Origin of the sequence: Cobetia sp. BMC6, from assembly GCF_029991385.1 — a bacterium.
GTDB lineage: Bacteria > Pseudomonadota > Gammaproteobacteria > Pseudomonadales > Halomonadaceae > Cobetia.
This window is the reverse complement of the sequence record NZ_JAKUMF010000003.1, coordinates 260,697-277,757: the sequence shown is the minus strand read 5'-3', so window position 1 is coordinate 277,757 and position 17,061 is coordinate 260,697. Positions and strand designations below refer to the sequence as shown.

The window sequence follows — 17,061 nt, the reverse complement described above, 5'->3', positions numbered from 1 at the left end:
TCAATCGTTGAAATTTGGTAAATGGCAGCTTTGTTGCAGTCAATTCAAGGCCTGCCCAGTCGCGTATCCTGATTGAATTGTAATCAAATGTAATAGGGAGAACGCCATGTCCGCTGCCACCCACGAGACAGGACGAGTACAACTTGGCTTGCCAAGGCTGATCGTCCTGTGTGGTTGCCTTGCCCTCAGCGGGTTGGTCAACGCCGCATCCTCTGGCTCTTCCTCCTCCGATCTCACGCCTCGAGCCTCAATAAATACTCAAGCTTCGACCTATCCTTAAGGCGAGTCGAGGGCACGTGTTGCACAGAAGGCGATGCCAGGACGCACGCTGAACGCCACCTTCGTGAACCCCGGGCTTCGTGGCGAGCGCTTCTGGGACATGGTGACGAACACCATGCGAGCGGCCGCCCTGGACTTGAACATCTCGCTGGAAGTCGTCTAAGCCGAGCGGAATCCCATCCTGCTCAGGAAACTCGCGATTCAGGCTTTGGAGAGCCCTTCCGCTCCTGATTATCTCCTGCTGGTCAATGAAGAGCAGGCGGCATCCGAGTTGTTGACGATCGCGGATGGCCACGACACCCATGTCGTGATGCTGTTGAACGGACTGAGCCGCGAACAGGCGCTGATTCATGGCACCCCGGGGTCCCTCCACCCCTCCTGGATCGGCAGCGTCATCCCGGACAACCATACCGCGGGCAAACGCATGGCGGCCCAGTTGATCAAGGTGGCGCGGGAAGGGTCCCCCACCGAACAATTGCATGGGCTTGCCTTGATCGGGGATACCCGAACACCTGCCTCGATTGCCCGCAATACCGGCATGCTTGCCGGCTTTTCCCAGGACCAGAATGTCCACATAGACCGCATACTCGAGGCGCGCTGGAATACTCGGGATGCTGAACATCTTACTGCGCAATATCTTAAGTGGGTCAGCCGCTCAAGCGGTCAGAATGATCTGATCTGGGCGGCGAATGATGCCATGGCCGAGGGGGCCATTCTTGCGCTCGAGTCAGCGAGCCTCACGCCCGGCGTGGATGTGCTGGTGGCAGGACTCAACTGGTCACCGGAGGGTATCAGCATGGTGAAGGATCAGCGCATGCTGTTGACGGACGGCGGTCATTTCATGGCGGGAGCCTGGGCGATGGTGATGGCAAGAGACCATGCCGATATCGAGGAATGGCCCCCCAGAACCGTCAACTTTCCGATGAGCGCCATCACGCATGGTAATGTGGCTCGATACGGCCCATTTCTGGAAAATCCTGACTGGGAGGCTGCAGATTTCGCGGCCTTCGGATTGCAGCCATCGCAGGATGACTATGGGTTTGATCCGATGAAGGTATTGGCGCAGATGCTTGATCACCAGGCCGCGGCATCCGGATTGCTCCCTCAGGCTCCTGCCGTCTAGAAGAAGATTGCACATTCCAGCGCGCTCATGAATACCCCTCAATGAGGGGCCGCAAGGATAGCTAGCAGGGCGACTTTCATCGCCACCGAGGGAGAACAGCGTGATCAATGATGGCCCGACACCCGTCAAGACCCCGGATACGGCACCCGGGGGTGATGGCGAGCATGCGTCACCGCTCAGATGGCGAATACTGCGGATACTTGCGCCGCTGGTATTCGCCATCTGTGCCATCAGTGGAGCCGTGAGTTATTACCTTTATGCCAGTGAGGCCGTCGAGCACATGCATGATGACCATCAGGAAATGATGGATATCGTGGCACTATCGATGCCGGACGCCATCTGGAACTTTGATGATGAGAGAGTTCATGCCTACCTCGAGACTCTCAGTCATCACGCCAGCGTCCATGCCGTGCGCTACTTCAATCATGAGGGTGAGCTTGTCGAGGAGATAGCCAAAAGCGGCACAGCCTTGAACCCCCGTCACGCATTCGAAGCCACTTGTCTATCAGAATTCTCTGGTCAAGCAGGCCGTTGGCAGACTTGAACTGGAGAGCACCAACGCACCGTTGCTTGCCGCCCGTTACCAGGGTGGAGCAGTGCTGTTCGCGATTGCCCTGACCATCATCCTGTCGATCCTGCTGATGCTTTCCTGGCAGTTGAAGCGCTATGTGATGAACCCCTTGAGCAAGGCTGTGAGGCGCATGAGGCAGCTGGAGGGCCAGCATGCCACCTTCCAACGAATTCCCCCTGTTCACTCGCGTGAGATCAACAAGGTCATCGTGGAGCTGAACAAGCTGGGGCAGCGAATCTTCAACATGATGGAAACGCTGCGTAACAACGAAGAGCGCTATCAACACTTCTACCGTGATACCCCCGCATTGCTGCTGGTGATCGACGACAAGGGCACAGTGCAGGATGCCAGCGAGCAAATGCTGGAGGTGACCGGTTGGACACGTGAACATCTTGTCGGCATGCCCTTCGATACTCTCATCAGCAGTCAGAATAGCAAGCATATCCATCGCATCAGTACTGCCTTGAAGCTGGGCAATGCCTGCAATGACCTTGTAATGACATTGAACTGCCGACATCAGGAAGACCGTCAGGTCCAGGTGGTCATTCCGGCCGCCAATGGCAGCCAATCCCGGGGCACGATGATGCTGCTGACGGACATCACCGAACTGACCAGGACCCAGCAGCGACTGTTGGAGCATGAGCTGATTGACCCCTTGACTCAATTGCCCAACCGGCTGTCACTCAATCAGCACGTACAACAGTTGATCGCACGTGACGCTGTCTTTGGTTTGCTGCTGGTCAATATCGATCGATTCCACAGCATCAATCACCACCTGGGGCCGATGGACGGTGATCTGCTGTTGAAAGAGGTTGGCGCACGACTCAAGGAGTGTGACCCCGCCTGGATCGGTCGTACTGGTGGTGATGAATTCGTCATGACCTGTGATATCAATGACTTGCGACCACTTGTTCACCGAATTCAAATCGCCTTCTCCCATCCGCTGCTCAAGGCTGGCGAACCCATCCATCTCAGTCTGAGCATGGCGGGTCTGCAGGCGCAGGCAGATGACGAGAGCCCGAGCCGGCTGATGCGTCTGCTGGAACTTACCGTGGTCGATATCAAGCATAAAGGGGGCAATCAATACCGCACCTGCGTCCGTGACAGCGCGCTGGAAGACGGTGAGCCGTTGTTCCTGAAGGAGCGCATGATTCGCGAAGCCTTGACCATGGGCTGGTTCCGCCTCTATTTACAACCCATCTTCCGGGCGGCCAGTGCCGATCTGGAGGCGCCGGAACTGCTCGGTGCGGAGGCACTGATCCGCCTTGAGCACCCTGAGCTCGGCCTGGTACCACCCGATGAGTTCATTCCGGCAGCAGAAAAGACCGGACAGATCGTCGAGATCGGCAACTGGGTATTGGAAGAGGCTGCCGTCATCCTGTGTGAATGGCGACGACTCGGGATCGAGGAGCGCTATCTGTCCGTCAACGCCTCTGTCATCCAGTTCAGGGATCAAGGCATGCTGCACCAGCTCGAGTCACTGCTCGAGCGCTACCCGATTCGTCCCTCGCAGCTGGTGGTCGAGGTCACCGAGAACCTGATGCTCGACAGCAAAGACAGCTTGCGTTATCAGTTGCAGGCCATACGCAGGCTGGGCGTCAACCTCTCGCTGGATGATTTCGGAACAGGCTTCTCATGTCTCTCCTATCTGCATGATCTGCCTTTCGGCATCCTGAAGGTCGATCACTCCTTCGTCATGAACGTCGAGACCAGTCGCCGGGACAGGGAGCTGGCGCGGGTCATCGTCGCGATGGGCCAATCCCACGGCATGCAGGTCGTTGTCGAGGGGGTCGAGGAGCTGGGGCAAGCCGAAATCTTCCAGACCATGGGCGTCCACGCCTTCCAGGGCTTTCTCTTCGGTCGCCCGATGCCGCAGCAAGTCTTCGAGACGCGCTTTCACGCCCATGCGGATTCGCGCCTCAGTCTGCTGAAACCTGTCAGGAGCGCACCAGGCACAGGCAATGACCTGGACTGATATCGTCTGACTGATGTCGTCAGTTCTGCGCGAGCCCGGCCTGTGGCAGGCCCTTGCCTATCGTGAGCCCTCGTGTACTTGGCCAGACGCCTGCCAGCCGGCGTCTGGTCTTTTCTTTTTGGCTGCCGATAGGCAAACTCGACGCGCCCTTCTTAATAACGTCATCATCGAAAACTATGAGGATTTATTCTTTTAAAGAATAAAGAATAGAGGGTATGGTGGCTTCAGCATCAACAAGATTCGCATCAGTGGACGATCATCTGATGCCCGACCGCAGGACACCCCTGACATGTATCGCTATGACACCTACGACCAGACACTGGTCGACGAGCGGGTAGCTCAGTTCAAGGACCAGATGGATCGCTATCTGGCGGGCCGTCTGGGGGATGAAGAATTCCGCCCTCTGCGCCTGCAGAATGGCCTTTACATCCAGCGTCACGCCCCGATGCTGCGTATCGCCATTCCTTACGGCATGTTGAGCGCTGTCCAGCTGCGCGCCATGGCGGCCATCAGTCGTCGTTATGACCGTTCCTATGGACACTTCACCACCCGCCAGAATCTGCAGCTGAACTGGCCGAAGCTGGAAGATGTCCCGGCAATTCTCGCCGAACTCGCTCAGGTCGAGATGCATGCGATCCAGACCAGCGGCAACTGCATCCGCAATACCACGACTGACCAGTTCGCCGGTATCGCGGAAGACGAGACCGTCGACCCGCGTCCGTGGTGTGAGCTGATCCGTCAGTGGTCCACGCTTCACCCGGAATTTGCCTATCTGCCGCGCAAGTTCAAGATTGCCGTCACCGGCGCAAGCGCCGACCGTGCTGCCATCCAGGTCCACGATATCGGCATTCGTCTCAACCGCGCCGACGATGGCAGCGTCAAGGCCACCATCCTGGCGGGTGGCGGCCTCGGCCGTACACCGATGGTCGGCGACATCGTGCGCGAAGACCTCGACTGGCAGCACCTGTTGACCTATCTGGACGCTATCGTGCGTGTCTACAACCAGTGGGGCCGTCGCGACAACAAGTACAAGGCGCGCATCAAGATCCTGGTCAAGGCACTGGGAATCGAGGAATTCCGCCGTCGCGTCGAGGAAGAATGGGCCCACCTCAAGGATGGCCCGGAAACCCTCACCGACTCCGCCGTCACCAAGGCGACCAGCTACTTCCCCGAGCCTGAGCGCCGTGAAGTCAGCGCCGAGGCCATCGAGGCCTACGAGACCCTGCGCCGCGAGAACCGCGCCTTCGCGCGTTTCGTGACCAACAACGTCGTCGGCCACAAGGTGCCGGGCTACAAGGCCGTCACCCTGTCGCTCAAGCGCCGTGAACTGGCCCCGGGTGACGTCACTGCTGACCAGATGGACGCCGTGGCTGACCTCGCGGAGCAATATGGCTTCGGTGAACTGCGCGTGACACACGAGCAGAACCTGGTGCTGTCAGACGTGCCGGTTGATGAGCTCGAGACACTCTGGAAGGCGCTGGAAGAACTCGGCATGGCCAACCCGACCGTCGGCACGCTGGCGGACATGATCTGCTGCCCGGGTGGCGATTTCTGCTCGCTGGCCAATGCCAAGTCGATTCCCATCGCTCAGGCACTGCAGGACCGCTTCGAAGACCTCGACTTCCTGTACGACCTCGGCCCGCTGGACCTGAACATCTCGGGCTGCATGAACGCCTGTGGCCATCACCACGTCGGCAACATCGGCATCCTGGGTGTCGACAAGAAAGGCCAGGAGTTCTACCAGGTCTCGCTGGGCGGACGCAGCGACGACAACGCCACGCTCGGCAAGATTCTCGGCCCCTCCTTCAATGCCGAAGACATGCCGAACGTCATCGACAAGGTGCTGCAGGTCTACGTCGAGCAGCGTCTGGAAGATGAAGTCTTCGTCGATACCTACCACCGCATCGGCATGAAGCCGTTCAAGGAGCGGGTCTATGCCTGAGGTGACTGCACAAATGACATCAGCACGTGAATTGACCGATCAGCGCCAGGGTGGCGTCATCCGTCAGAATCAGCTGGTGAGCGAAGATGCCTGGCAGGTCGTGCGTCTGGATGAAGACGGCAATCTACCGAGCTATCAGCAACCTGCCCTGCTGCCGCTGGCAGAATGGCAGGCGCTGGTCGCCGCCGGTGAAGGTTCTGATCATCTGGCGCCCTGGCTTGCCAGTGACACCGAGCTCACGCCCGAGCTGGGCAAGGCACTGGCGGACGCACCACTGCTGGGGGTCGACTTCCCGAACTTCAATGATGGCCGCGGTTACACCATTGCCCGCCTGATGCGTGAGCGCTTCGGCTACCAAGGTGAGATTCGCGCCATCGGTGACGTGCTGGTGGATCAACTCCACTACATGAGCCGTTGTGGCATCAGTGCTTTCGCCCTGCGTGACGATCAGTACGTGGAAGATGCTTTGCATGCCCTGAGCTTGTTCAGCGTCAGCTACCAGACCGGTGTCGACCAGAAGACGCCGCTGTTCGCGCGTCGTTGATCGCCCGCTCTTGATCACTCACCGTTATTGCCTGCGGATAGACGCGGGATAGAAAGCAATCGCAGTCGAGTGAACCAAGCAAAAGCCCCCGTCCAGGATGGTCTCCTGGGCGGGGGCTTTTTTCGTGCCGGATGGTTAGTCTCTGCAGTGTCTTGCCTGACGTTTCGTCTCAGTCGCCTGAGCGGCTCTTCAACCGGCGACGACCGTGGACAGCAGTGCCATCCCTCCCACCAGCAGTGCGGCCATCACCAGTCCCACCACCAGAAAGTTCAGCGCATGGCCGTGCTCGAAATCACGCTTGCGATTGGCCTCCTTCTGGACACCAAAGAATGCTGCCAGTACGGATTTGACTTCATTGATCATGATCGCCTCCTGGTCGGTGACCTCACGCAATTCATCATCAGGGCACAGGGTTGTCTGAGGACAGGGGGGGCCGGGATAGAGTTGACTGGAGACAGCACAGGATGCTCGCGCGCATTCCAGCAGAGGGAGCTATGCTCAACTCAGCTCAGGTTGCGAAGCCTGTGCCACTAGACACCAGCCACTATCACTATTGGTCACAATAACGCCAAACACCAGCCGCCCCGCCGGTATTTTCCCCAAGGTCTGCACTCATCAGCTATCAGATACCATGAGACAGGAGTCCGGAATGCCAATCGCCAATCAACCGATGCACCCTTTCGCTGCCTTGTTCAGCACCCCACTGCCCTGGATGAATCGACCCGATGACCTCGTGCATCCCCTCGCCCCCTTGATGCGTTGTCAGCAGGTATGGTGGAGCCTGAGCCTCAAGGCATATGAGCAGGAGATCGAGTTTATTCGCATGTGGCAGATCAAGAGCATGGAAATGGGCCAGTGCCTGCTATCCTCCGGGTTCGTTGACCCTCACGAGTCAAAGGAGTGCCTGACGGAGATCGTCAGTGATGTACAGGAACATACCGTCAAGCGCCTGCAACGCCTGCAAGGCCTGACAGACGAATTGAAGGAAGCCATCTGGGAAGAGATCTAGGGCGCAGCTCTGGGCCTGGGGCCGGTGGGAGCGTTGCCCAAAGGCCCTTGTCGACAACAGGCTAGTGGTGTCGTCGCCAGGTCAGCAAGCCACCAAGCCAATAAGAAGACGTCAGAAGATCTATCGGGCTAGATGATCCATCGGATCCAGGTGAACCAAGCGAGAAACGCACAACGCCCAGCCTTCAGGTAGAAGTGCTGGGCGTTGTGCTTACACGCTTGCAGGCCTGATAAAGCCATCGCGACGCGCGAGCCACTGCATGACTCAGGTGATAGCTCATGGCTTGCTCAGAGCGTAGCGCAGGACAAGTCAGGCAAGACGAGGGCTTACTCTGAATCCGCTTTCCCCTTGAATGCCTCAAGCTCTCGCAGCCATGTCTGGGCGGCCTCGCGATCAAGATCGAATTCCGCGATCAGGCTTTCGAGTCGCGCCACGAACTCCTCATCACGCTTCTGGGCGCGCGCCTCGTCAGCGTCGTGGTTCGACTCGGCGGCGGGGGCAGGCTGAGAAGAGCGATCCAACGCATTCAGCTCTTCTGCCAACGCCTTTTCGAGCTCATCAAAGAGAGCACGCTGCTTGCGAGCACTGGCAATGATCTTTTCATCATGTCGGTTCATGCACGATTTCCACTTTTGATCTTGTCGACAACAAGAAGACAACGCTATGAGTTCACTGCAGGACGATGAGCGACAATTTGACTTGCAGCTTATGCACGACACCTTCAACACTCGACCGGCGCGCCTCAAATCAAGATGTTAGCGAGCCTCTTCTGGACAGCCATCGATAAATGACAGATATCTTCTTGAAAGCCATACAGAAAACTAGCTTCATCATGCCCCTTTCAACGTCTGCTCGCAAGACATCGCGCGACAGGAAAAACGTGCAATTGCCCTGAACTGGGGCTTCGCGGAGTGTTGAGTGCCCTCTCTTGGCATTGGGGCGGTAACATCGTAGCGTTGGCTGGATGACATAGAGGACTGAAACGATATCCTCTGGGTCTTGCGCTAGCCGCTATGCTCGAAACAGTGCCATCATCACCCTCCCCGGCGCCACCGCATCACTCATGGATGACGTGACTCGATGATCAAGGATAGTGATCTCTCTCGACATGGGCCAGATACCGGCCCGCCCGATCTTCGCTCCCCGGTCAGACAGCGTCCGTTGGGCAAGCCCTTGCGCCTATGGCTGGGGTTGACCGCACTCTCCTGTCTCTCACTTGGTGCCCTGCTGGTATTTCAGGAATCGCAGAGTCGCGAGCAGGATATTCTGCAGGCCCAGGCGACACAGATGCTGGTCGCCAAGGAGCGGCGTCAACAGGCCAGATTAATGGTGGAGCAGACGCTCGGCATGATCGCCTCGCGGCATCGCGATTACGAGCATCGTCTGCAACGTCTTCTCATCACCACCATGCGCTCCCCGTCACTGGGCATCAGCCATCTGAGTGGACGCGATCGCTCCTTCGTCAGTACCGAACTGTTGCGCCAGTTCCCGGACCTGCGCATCAACCCGGACTGGATCGACATCATGCAGCTCCCCACCACGCTCCACCCTGACTGGTGGAATCAGGAGCTGAATCAGCGCCTCAATGCGGGCATGCGCAAGCCACAATTCCTGCGCGGCACGGATGCCGGGCTGGTGTTTGCCGTGCCGCTGGGGCAGGAGGAAGGTAACCCCGGCGCCGTGCGCCTTGATCGACGACAACAGCCCGCCCCCTGGGCGCTGGTGCATATCGACCCGAAGATGGTGGCCTTTCTGGTCGCCAATGAGCTGAGACAGTCTCTGCACGCCAGTATCGAGCGCGAGGAAAGCCGCTATGTCTGGATCAACGAGATCCTGGACCCGACCGGAGGTGAGGGCTATGCACGCCGGTTGATCCATCCTCTGCTGCCGGCCACCGAAGGCAAGTTGCTGTCGACCGAGTACCAGGACAGCAGTGGCCGCTTCCCGTATCGCACCGAGCTCGAGGGTGTCTTGAACGGCAGTGGCATCTACTTCGATTACCGCTTCCCCAAGCGCCCGGGCGCCGAGCAGGTCGACAAGACCGCCTACGCCGCCCTGTATCCCCCCTTCCAGTGGATCATCGCCAGCGGCGTCTATCTCGATGACATCAGTGAAGCCGCCCTCCAGGCGCACGAAGACTTGATGAACAAGAAGCACGCGCTGGAGCGTTGGCATTTCCTGATCACCCTGCTGGTGACCTTGATGCTCTGTCTGGCCTTTGGCTACGCCTTCCTGTGCCAGTATCGCGAGCGACAGCTGCAGATGCGCCAGCGCATGAATCAGCTGGAGCATGAGCTTGAGCAGCGCGGCGAAGACAGGCTCGGGGCGGTGATGCGCATGATCCGTGAGGAACGCTGTCCCGAGCGCTCGGGAGAAGACTTTCTGGCCGCCAATCTTGTCAGCGCCATCGCGACACGACTCGGGATGGACCGCCAGGAAATCGCCACGCTGGAGCGCGTTGCCATGCTGCACGATATCGGCAAGCTGGCGCTGCCTGACTCCCTGCTGCGACCGCGCGATGAACTCCATTTCGATCAGTATCACTTGCTGCGTCGCCATGTCGAGGTCGGTGCACGCATGATGGAAGATGCCCTGATGGCACCCGCGGAAGCTGACCTGTTGCGTGCCAGTCAGCAGTTCATGCTGGGGGCCTGCAGCAGGTTGACATCGTATGCAAACGGCAACGCTGCCGCGACCTCGCAAACCTCTGCAACACCTCCTGCCATGTCTCCGTCTGCTCCTCCTCGTGCAGATATCCCACAGGCAGAGCAGACCTCGGCCGATACAGCAGCGACGTCGCTCGCTGCCAGCACTCTGGCACTGGTCGTGCAGGTCATCGAGCTGGTGCGACACACCGGTGTCAGTGAGGCCCAGGCACTGAGCGAGATCGAACACCGTCTAGGCCTTATGCCACCAGAGTTGCTGCAAGCGGCGCGTGAAGTACTGACGGAGCAACCGATAGCGCCGGCACCCACCCTGCATCGACTCTGCCCGCAGCAGGTAGAGCGTGACCCGAACCGGTGGCGCGACAGCCACAGTGGCTGCTTCACCCGCGCACTGCTGGATGCCGCTCTCGAAGCGCTGGCCCGGGAGTGTCAGGACGCCATGGGGCAGCACATCACGCTGTGCCATCTTCACCTGGGCGGCATGAAAGGATCGCGCCGCAGCGCTGACGACAGACACCTTGCGCCACTCGATGCCCAGCTTGGCCCACACCTGAATGCCTGCTTCTATCCGTTGCGTGTCTTCCGCGTCAGTGAGGGCAACTTCATCGTGATGGGGCACCAATGTCGAGATATCTCGCCTGCGCAGAAAGTGACTCGCCGCCCTGAAGGCAATGAGCCACTGTTCGAGGCGCCAGCCAATGGCACTGCCTCGCCACCCACCGCCAATTCCCTGACATCGCTGCTGTCATCGCTGGAGGACACCGCGACGCTCGAGATCACGCTGCTCGATCTCTCCTGTGCCCAGACACTCAAGGAATGGCAATTGACCCTCAATGGCCATATGGCTCGCTACCCGCCATCGGCGTGATCTGATCATGGCGCCAAGCTTTCCTGGTGACCCGCTTCCCGATGACCCGCTTTGCATGTGAGCCGTCTTACCAACCGTGACAGGGGCCAGACATCGTGTCTGGCCCCGTTCGTTGTAGATGCACCCTTTTCACTCCCCCTTGTTACCCGCCTCCTCGTTGGCTGCGCCATTGTTAGCTGTGACGGGCGAACTTTTCGCGCGACCAAAGTTGAAGAGCTTGTGGCTTGTTGAAATGTCCGACATTTATTAATGTGTGTTCAGACATTTATCCTGATGCTCGGAACCTCATGCGTCAGCGCCGCGCTCGAAGGCGATGCGATGCAGTGACTCTCCTGACCATCCTCTCACGACAGGCATCTCAATGACCGACTCTCTGGCGGCAGCCTCACTCGCCACTGACAGCGCCTCGGCGAACGACGCGACCCCGCGCAGCATGGAGGCCATTGCCACCTGCATGGCGCGGGAAATTCTCGCGGGCAGCTTCGGCCCCGGTGACAGCTTTCCGCGTGAACTGGACCTCTGCCAGCGCTTCGACGCCAGCCGCAACCGTGTTCGCAACGCCCTGGCTCAGCTGGTGAGCGCCGGGCTGCTGGAACGTACCGCCGGGCGTGGCACCATCGTGCGCGAGATGAGCGAATGGCAGCTGCTGGATCCGCTGATGAGCCATTGGGTCAGCGGTCTCGACGGTATCAACCCGGACCTGATGCGCGAGATCTACGCCTTCCGCCTGTCCGTCGAGCCCTATGTCAGTGCGCTGGCCGCAATGAAGGCCAACGCCCAGGACCTCGCGCGCCTGGAGCGCGCCTTCGAAGGCATGGTCAATACCGCCAATGACAGCTCGCGTGAGGCGCACGCCGAGCACGATGTCGCCTTCCACGAAGCCATCTACCACGCCACGCACAATCTGGTGTGGACACAACTTGGCAGCCTGCTGCGCCCTGCCATCAGCCAACTGATCCACAGTACCCAGCAGTCCGCGCAGCAGCATGATCACAGCCATCATCGCGCCAGCCTCGATCGTCACCGCGCGGTGATGGAGGCCATTCGCCTGCGCCAGCCCGAGATGGCACGCACCTGTGCCGAGCGCGTGCTGGAGACCGCAGCGCGCGATCTCGGCTTCTCACCTGACCACCCACAGCTGGGACACCGCCGCTTCTGATGCTGATCGGGCGTCAGCTGATGACGACCGATTCCACCACCCGCTTCGCCTGGCGCTGAGCCTCGTTCAAACGCCCATTCTCAACAAGGATGCATCCGTGAAAATCACCCGACTCAAGACCTGGCAAGTTCCGCCGCGCTGGCTTTTTCTCAAGATCGAGACCGATGAAGGCTGCTATGGCTGGGGCGAACCGGTCATCGAGGGCCGCGCCGCGACGGTCGAGGCCGCCGTGCACGAGCTGTCCGATTATCTGGTCGGTCAGGACCCGCGCAATATCGAGCACCTGTGGAACGTGATGTACCGCGCGGGCTTCTACCGTGGTGGCCCGATCCTGATGTCTGCCATCGCCGGCATCGATCAGGCGCTGTGGGACCTGAAGGGCCGTGATCTGGGAGTGCCCGTGCATCAGCTGCTCGGCGGCCCGGTGCGCGACAAGATGCGCATGTATGCCTGGACCGGCGGTGACCGCCCGTCAGATGTCGGCGCAGGCGCCAAGGCGCTGGTCGATCAGGGCTTCACCGCCTTCAAGATGAATGGCACGCCGGAGATGCAGATCGTCGATTCGCACAAGAAGATCGATGACGCCGTGGCACGTGTCGCCGAGGCCCGTGATGCGGTCGGTGCGGATGTCGGCATCGGCATCGACTTCCATGGTCGCGTGCATCGCCCGATGGCCAAGGCGTTGCTGCGTGAGCTGGAGCAGTTCCACCCGATGTTCATCGAGGAACCGGTCGCGCCTGAGCACCTGCCGTCGCTCAAGCACATCGCCGAAGGCATCGCGACGTCCATCGCCACCGGCGAGCGCCTGCACACCCGCTTCCAGTTCCGCGATCTGCTGGCGGACGGCATGGTCGACATCATCCAGCCGGATCTTTCCCACTGTGGCGGCATCAGCGAAGGCCTGAAGATCGCCACCCTGGCCTCGGCTTACGATGTGGCGCTGGCCCCGCACTGCCCGCTCGGCCCGCTGACGCTGGCGGCCTCGCTGCAACTGGACGCGGTGTGTCACAACGCCTTCATCCAGGAACAGAGCATGGGAATCCACTACAACAAGGACAACGACGTACTGGATTACCTGGTCGACAAGGATGCGCTGGCAATCAAGGACGGCTTCTGCGCCATTCCGCAGGGCCCGGGGCTGGGCGTCGAGATCGACGAAGCCTTCGTCGAGGAGCGTGCCAAGGTCGGCCATCGCTGGCGCAACCCGCTGTGGACCCACGAAGACGGCTCCGTCGCCGAGTGGTAATGCCGAGCAAGCCGCAACGCACCCGCTGACAACCTAGACGCCATGCCAGGACAGGCCTTCCGCCGAAGGCCTGTCACGCTCAAGGAAGGATTCGACATGACTCGTACCACATCATCCACGTCTGAAGGCTCCGCCTTCGCCGACTTTCGCTACCCGGACCTCGAAGGCGCCAGCGTCTTCATCACCGGAGGTGGCTCCGGCATCGGCGCCGCGCTGACCGAAGGCTTCCTCGCCCAGGGCGCCAAGGTCGCCTTCGTCGGCCTGTCCGATGCCAGCGAATTCTGTGACGCCATGGAAGCTCGCTACGCCAATCGTCCGCTGTTCATCCCCTGCAACATCCAGGACATCGAGGCACTGCAGGCCGCCGTCGCTCAGGCGCGTGAGGCCCACGGCTTGATCAATGTACTGGTCAACAACGCCGCGCGTGACACCCGTCATACGCTGGATGAGTGGACGGTGGAACAGTGGGATGAATCCATCGCCACCAACCTGCGCCCGCAATTCTTCACTGCCCAGGCCGTCGCCCCCGACATGCGCGCGTTGGGTGGCGGCGCCATCATCAATCTGTCCTCCAACAGCTACATGCTGGGACTGGGCGGCTACCCGACCTACGTGACCGCCAAGGCCGGCATCATGGGCATGACCAAGGCACTGGCACGTGAGCTGGGCCCGGACGCCATTCGCGTCAACTGCCTGATTCCGGGCTGGGTGATGACGGAGCGTCAGCGTGAGCTGTGGGTCAACGACAAGGACCTGAACGAGTGCATTGATCAGCAGTGCCTGAAAGAGGCCATTCCGGTCGAGGACATGATCAATCCGTGCCTGTTCCTGGCCTCCAGCGCCTCGCGCATGATGACCGGCCAGCCGATGGTGGTAGACGGAGGCCGAGTGTGAGCGGCGTCAGCGTCACGCCGGCCTGGATCGCCGTCGATTGGGGCTCCAGCAATCTGCGCGCCTGGGCCGTCACTGACGAAGATGAGGTCATCGCTCAGGCCAGCAGTGCCCGCGGCATGCTGGGACTGGCGGCGGATGAGTTCGAGGATGTGCTGCGCGTGCTGATCAATGACTGGCTGCCGGATGATGCGACGGCACCCGTACCGGTACTGATCTGTGGCATGGCCGGCGCGCGTCAGGGCTGGCAGGAGGCGGCTTACCTGCCGCTGCCCGCAGACAAGACGCCTTCCCGTGATGTGCTTGCTGCCCTCGGTGAGCGACTGACCCATGTCACGACGCGCGACAGCCGCCTTGCCGTCGCCATCGTGCCGGGCCTCTGTCAGCAGCAGCCGACCTACGATGTCATGCGTGGCGAGGAGACCCAGCTGGCGGGCCTTGTCGCCGCCCAGCCCGGCTACAGCGGTGCGGTGTGCCTGCCCGGCACCCACGCCAAGTGGGCGCATCTCGTCAATGGCGACATTACCGGCTTCAGCACCTTCATGAGCGGCGAACTCTACAAGCTGCTCAGTCAGGATTCGGTGCTCAAGCACTCCGTCGCTGCTGGAGATCTCACCGACGCCACCCAGCGCGATGCCTATCTGGAGGGCATCGATACAGCGCTTGCTGCCCCGGAGCGCACCACCGCGCAACTGTTCGGCATTCGTGCCCGCGATCTGCTCGATACATCTCTGCCTCAGAGTGACGCTCGCAAGGCGATGCTCGGTGCACGCCTGTCAGGCCTGGTGCTGGGACTTGAGCTGGCGGGCGCTACTGCGGAGCTTTCAGATCACACCACCATCACCCTGATCGGCGACGCCGTGCTATGCCAGCGCTATCAGGTCGCGCTGGAGCATCTGGGCTATCAGGTCACCACCGCGGCCAACGCCGACATGATTCTGGCAGGGCTCGGACGCATCCGGCGTGGACGATCATCCACGCAGTCATCATCAGACCGTGGCTTGTCATCAAAACATGCCTCTGTGAGCCATTGATTGAGCATTTCTGGCATTGCCAGACAGCATTTCTCTCTTCACACAGCCCTTGTTCACACAGCTCCTCTTCAAATAGACCCATTTCTGGAGATTGCCATGAGCCTGCCTCTGGTCGCCATACTGCGCGGTGTGACACCGCAAGACGTCATCGCCATCGCCGACGAGATCATCGCCGCCGGCATCACCCGCATCGAAGTCCCGCTCAACTCCCCACAACCGCTGGAGAGCATCGCCGCGCTGGTCGAGCACTGCGAGCGCGCGCATGACGGCAAGATCCTGATCGGTGCCGGCACCGTGCTGATCCCACAGCAGGTACGCGATGTGCACTCCGCCGGCGGCCGTCTGATCGTCTCGCCCAATGCCGATGTCGACGTCATCCGCGAAAGCCGCCGCCTGGAGATGGTCTCGCTGCCCGGCATCGTCACGCCGACGGAAGCCTTCGCGGCTCTCACTGCCGGCGCCTCGGGCCTCAAGCTGTTCCCGGCGACTCAGGTCGGCATCGTCAACATGAAGGCCATGCTGGCCGTGTTGCCCAAGGACATCGAGCTTTATGCCGTCGGCGGCATCGGCAGTGACAACTTCGCCGAATGGCGTGCGGCGGGTGTCCACGGCGCCGGCCTCGGCACGGCCATCTACACGCCCGGCCTGAGCGCGGCCGAAGTGGGTGAACGTGCCCGCACGCTGGTCGCGGCATGGCTGGCGGCAGACTGATAGCGACAAGTCACGCCGCCGCAAGAGTGACGAGACAACGAACAGAGCACGGATATCGCAAAGGAGCAGCAGATGATGTCATCCCCATGCCTTGGCACTGCCAGTCGCCTCGTCGCCAGTGGCTGCGAGCTGGGCGAAGGGCCGGGCTGGACGCCCGCGACAAGCACCCTACCTGCCCGGGTGCGCTGGCTGAACATCCTCGCCGGCGAGCTGCATCACGCGGCCGCGGACGGCAGTGATCACGTCATCACTCAGCTGGCGCGCCGCACCTCCTACGCAGCCGTTACCCAAGACGGCGATTACCTGCTGGTCGGCCAGGGAATGCTCTCGCGCTACACCCCCGAGACCGGCGCCGTGGAGGATTTCATGCCCTTCGAGGCGGACGCGGCGCCGGCCACGCGCAGCAATGATGCGCGGGTCGATCGCCACGGCAGTCTGTGGCTGTCGAGCATGGGCTGCAACGCCGAGTCCGGCGCTGGCAGCCTCTATCGACTGCATCGCGGAGAGCTGACCCGCGTACTCGAGGGGCTGACTATTCCCAATGCGCTGTGCTTCTCGCCGGATGGCCGCTTTGCTTATTTCACCGACACCGTTACCGGTCAGGTGATGCGCTGGCAGCTGGACGCCGATGGCTGGCCACTCAAGTCAGCAGGTGAATACAACGCCCCCGAAGTCTGGGCCGATCTGCGGGATGCCGGTGGTGGCCCGGATGGCGCCGTGATCGATGCCGAAGGCCATATGTGGATCGCGCTCTGGGGGGCCGGCCGCGTGGCAAGGCTGAACCACGACGGCAAGGAAATCGCCCATGTAGCGCTGCCGGTCAGTCAGCCTTCGTGCCCACTTTTCGGTGGCGAAGGGCTGAACACGCTGTATGTCACCACGGCGCATGAAGGCATGGCCACGCCGGTTCATGCGGCGGGCGATGGTGATCTCTTCACGCTGAACCTGTCAGCACACGGCTTCAAGGGACTAGCAGAGCTACCACTGGTGCTGGGCTGACACCGCCACTCCCTCTCTGATCTTTCTTTATTTCTGGACCCCTC

The 17,061-nt window shown here is 60.7% G+C and carries 16 protein-coding genes; 14 read left to right on the top strand and 2 right to left on the bottom strand.

The features are described 5' to 3' along the window. Positions 1-313 precede the first annotated feature (313 nt). From MKZ40_RS08620 to MKZ40_RS08595, 6 genes are all read left to right on the top strand, one after another. Positions 314-442 (top strand): hypothetical protein, encoded by a 129-nt coding sequence (locus MKZ40_RS08620; RefSeq protein WP_263643029.1) that lies wholly within the window; start codon positions 314-316, stop codon positions 440-442. Positions 443-487: 45 nt separating this feature from the next. Further along, entirely contained in the window at positions 488-1,402 is a 915-nt protein-coding gene (locus MKZ40_RS08615; protein WP_175088787.1) for an ABC transporter substrate-binding protein, read from the top strand. A 100-nt stretch (positions 1,403-1,502) separates the two neighbouring features. Next, positions 1,503-1,946 carry a hypothetical protein gene (locus tag MKZ40_RS08610; protein WP_225346687.1) on the top strand — a complete coding sequence of 148 codons (444 nt, stop codon included), beginning with the start codon at positions 1,503-1,505 and terminating at the stop codon, positions 1,944-1,946. Between the two features lie 52 nt (positions 1,947-1,998). Further along, the gene (locus tag MKZ40_RS08605) at positions 1,999-3,948 is read left to right on the top strand and encodes a bifunctional diguanylate cyclase/phosphodiesterase (RefSeq protein ID WP_175088789.1); all 1,950 of its coding nucleotides are present in this window, start codon (positions 1,999-2,001) and stop codon (positions 3,946-3,948) included. A 289-nt stretch (positions 3,949-4,237) separates the two neighbouring features. After that, entirely contained in the window at positions 4,238-5,890 is a 1,653-nt protein-coding gene (locus MKZ40_RS08600) for a nitrite/sulfite reductase (RefSeq protein WP_141391638.1), read from the top strand. A gap of 13 nt (positions 5,891-5,903) precedes the next feature. Beyond that, positions 5,904-6,434: a DUF934 domain-containing protein gene (locus tag MKZ40_RS08595; RefSeq protein WP_175088790.1), complete on the top strand. Its 531-nt coding sequence runs from the start codon at positions 5,904-5,906 to the stop codon at positions 6,432-6,434. Positions 6,435-6,623: 189 nt separating this feature from the next. Here MKZ40_RS08595 and MKZ40_RS08590 read toward each other — a convergent pair whose 3' ends face one another. Continuing rightward, the gene (locus tag MKZ40_RS08590; RefSeq protein WP_175088791.1) at positions 6,624-6,797 is read right to left on the bottom strand and encodes a DUF2970 domain-containing protein; all 174 of its coding nucleotides are present in this window, start codon (positions 6,795-6,797) and stop codon (positions 6,624-6,626) included. Between the two features lie 286 nt (positions 6,798-7,083). On the opposite strand from MKZ40_RS08590, the gene MKZ40_RS08585 reads away from it, so the two are divergent. Beyond that, on the top strand, positions 7,084-7,443 hold the full coding sequence (locus MKZ40_RS08585; protein ID WP_175088792.1) for a hypothetical protein: 360 nt from the start codon (positions 7,084-7,086) through the stop codon (positions 7,441-7,443). A gap of 326 nt (positions 7,444-7,769) precedes the next feature. On the opposite strand, the gene MKZ40_RS08580 is transcribed toward MKZ40_RS08585, so the two are convergent. After that, complete coding sequence (locus tag MKZ40_RS08580; RefSeq protein WP_175088793.1) at positions 7,770-8,060, bottom strand: hypothetical protein; 291 nt, start codon at positions 8,058-8,060, stop codon at positions 7,770-7,772. Between the two features lie 463 nt (positions 8,061-8,523). On the opposite strand from MKZ40_RS08580, the gene MKZ40_RS08575 reads away from it, so the two are divergent. From MKZ40_RS08575 to MKZ40_RS08545, 7 genes are all read left to right on the top strand, one after another. Beyond that, positions 8,524-10,977: a cache domain-containing protein gene (locus MKZ40_RS08575; protein WP_175088794.1), complete on the top strand. Its 2,454-nt coding sequence runs from the start codon at positions 8,524-8,526 to the stop codon at positions 10,975-10,977. A gap of 361 nt (positions 10,978-11,338) precedes the next feature. Beyond that, a complete protein-coding gene (locus tag MKZ40_RS08570; RefSeq protein ID WP_225346689.1) occupies positions 11,339-12,136 on the top strand; it encodes a FadR/GntR family transcriptional regulator in 798 nt (265 codons plus the stop codon). A 97-nt stretch (positions 12,137-12,233) separates the two neighbouring features. Beyond that, positions 12,234-13,382 carry a galactonate dehydratase gene (gene dgoD, locus MKZ40_RS08565; protein ID WP_175088795.1) on the top strand — a complete coding sequence of 383 codons (1,149 nt, stop codon included), beginning with the start codon at positions 12,234-12,236 and terminating at the stop codon, positions 13,380-13,382. A 96-nt stretch (positions 13,383-13,478) separates the two neighbouring features. After that, positions 13,479-14,276, top strand: coding sequence for an SDR family oxidoreductase (locus MKZ40_RS08560; RefSeq protein ID WP_175088796.1), 798 nt, complete (start codon positions 13,479-13,481; stop codon positions 14,274-14,276). Beyond that, complete coding sequence (locus MKZ40_RS08555; protein ID WP_175088797.1) at positions 14,273-15,307, top strand: 2-dehydro-3-deoxygalactonokinase; 1,035 nt, start codon at positions 14,273-14,275, stop codon at positions 15,305-15,307. The genes MKZ40_RS08560 and MKZ40_RS08555 overlap by 4 nt, the downstream gene beginning before the upstream one ends. A gap of 96 nt (positions 15,308-15,403) precedes the next feature. Next, positions 15,404-16,018: a 2-dehydro-3-deoxy-6-phosphogalactonate aldolase gene (locus MKZ40_RS08550; protein ID WP_175088798.1), complete on the top strand. Its 615-nt coding sequence runs from the start codon at positions 15,404-15,406 to the stop codon at positions 16,016-16,018. A 72-nt stretch (positions 16,019-16,090) separates the two neighbouring features. After that, a complete protein-coding gene (locus MKZ40_RS08545; protein ID WP_225346691.1) occupies positions 16,091-17,017 on the top strand; it encodes an SMP-30/gluconolactonase/LRE family protein in 927 nt (308 codons plus the stop codon). The last annotated feature ends 44 nt before the right edge of the window (positions 17,018-17,061 follow it).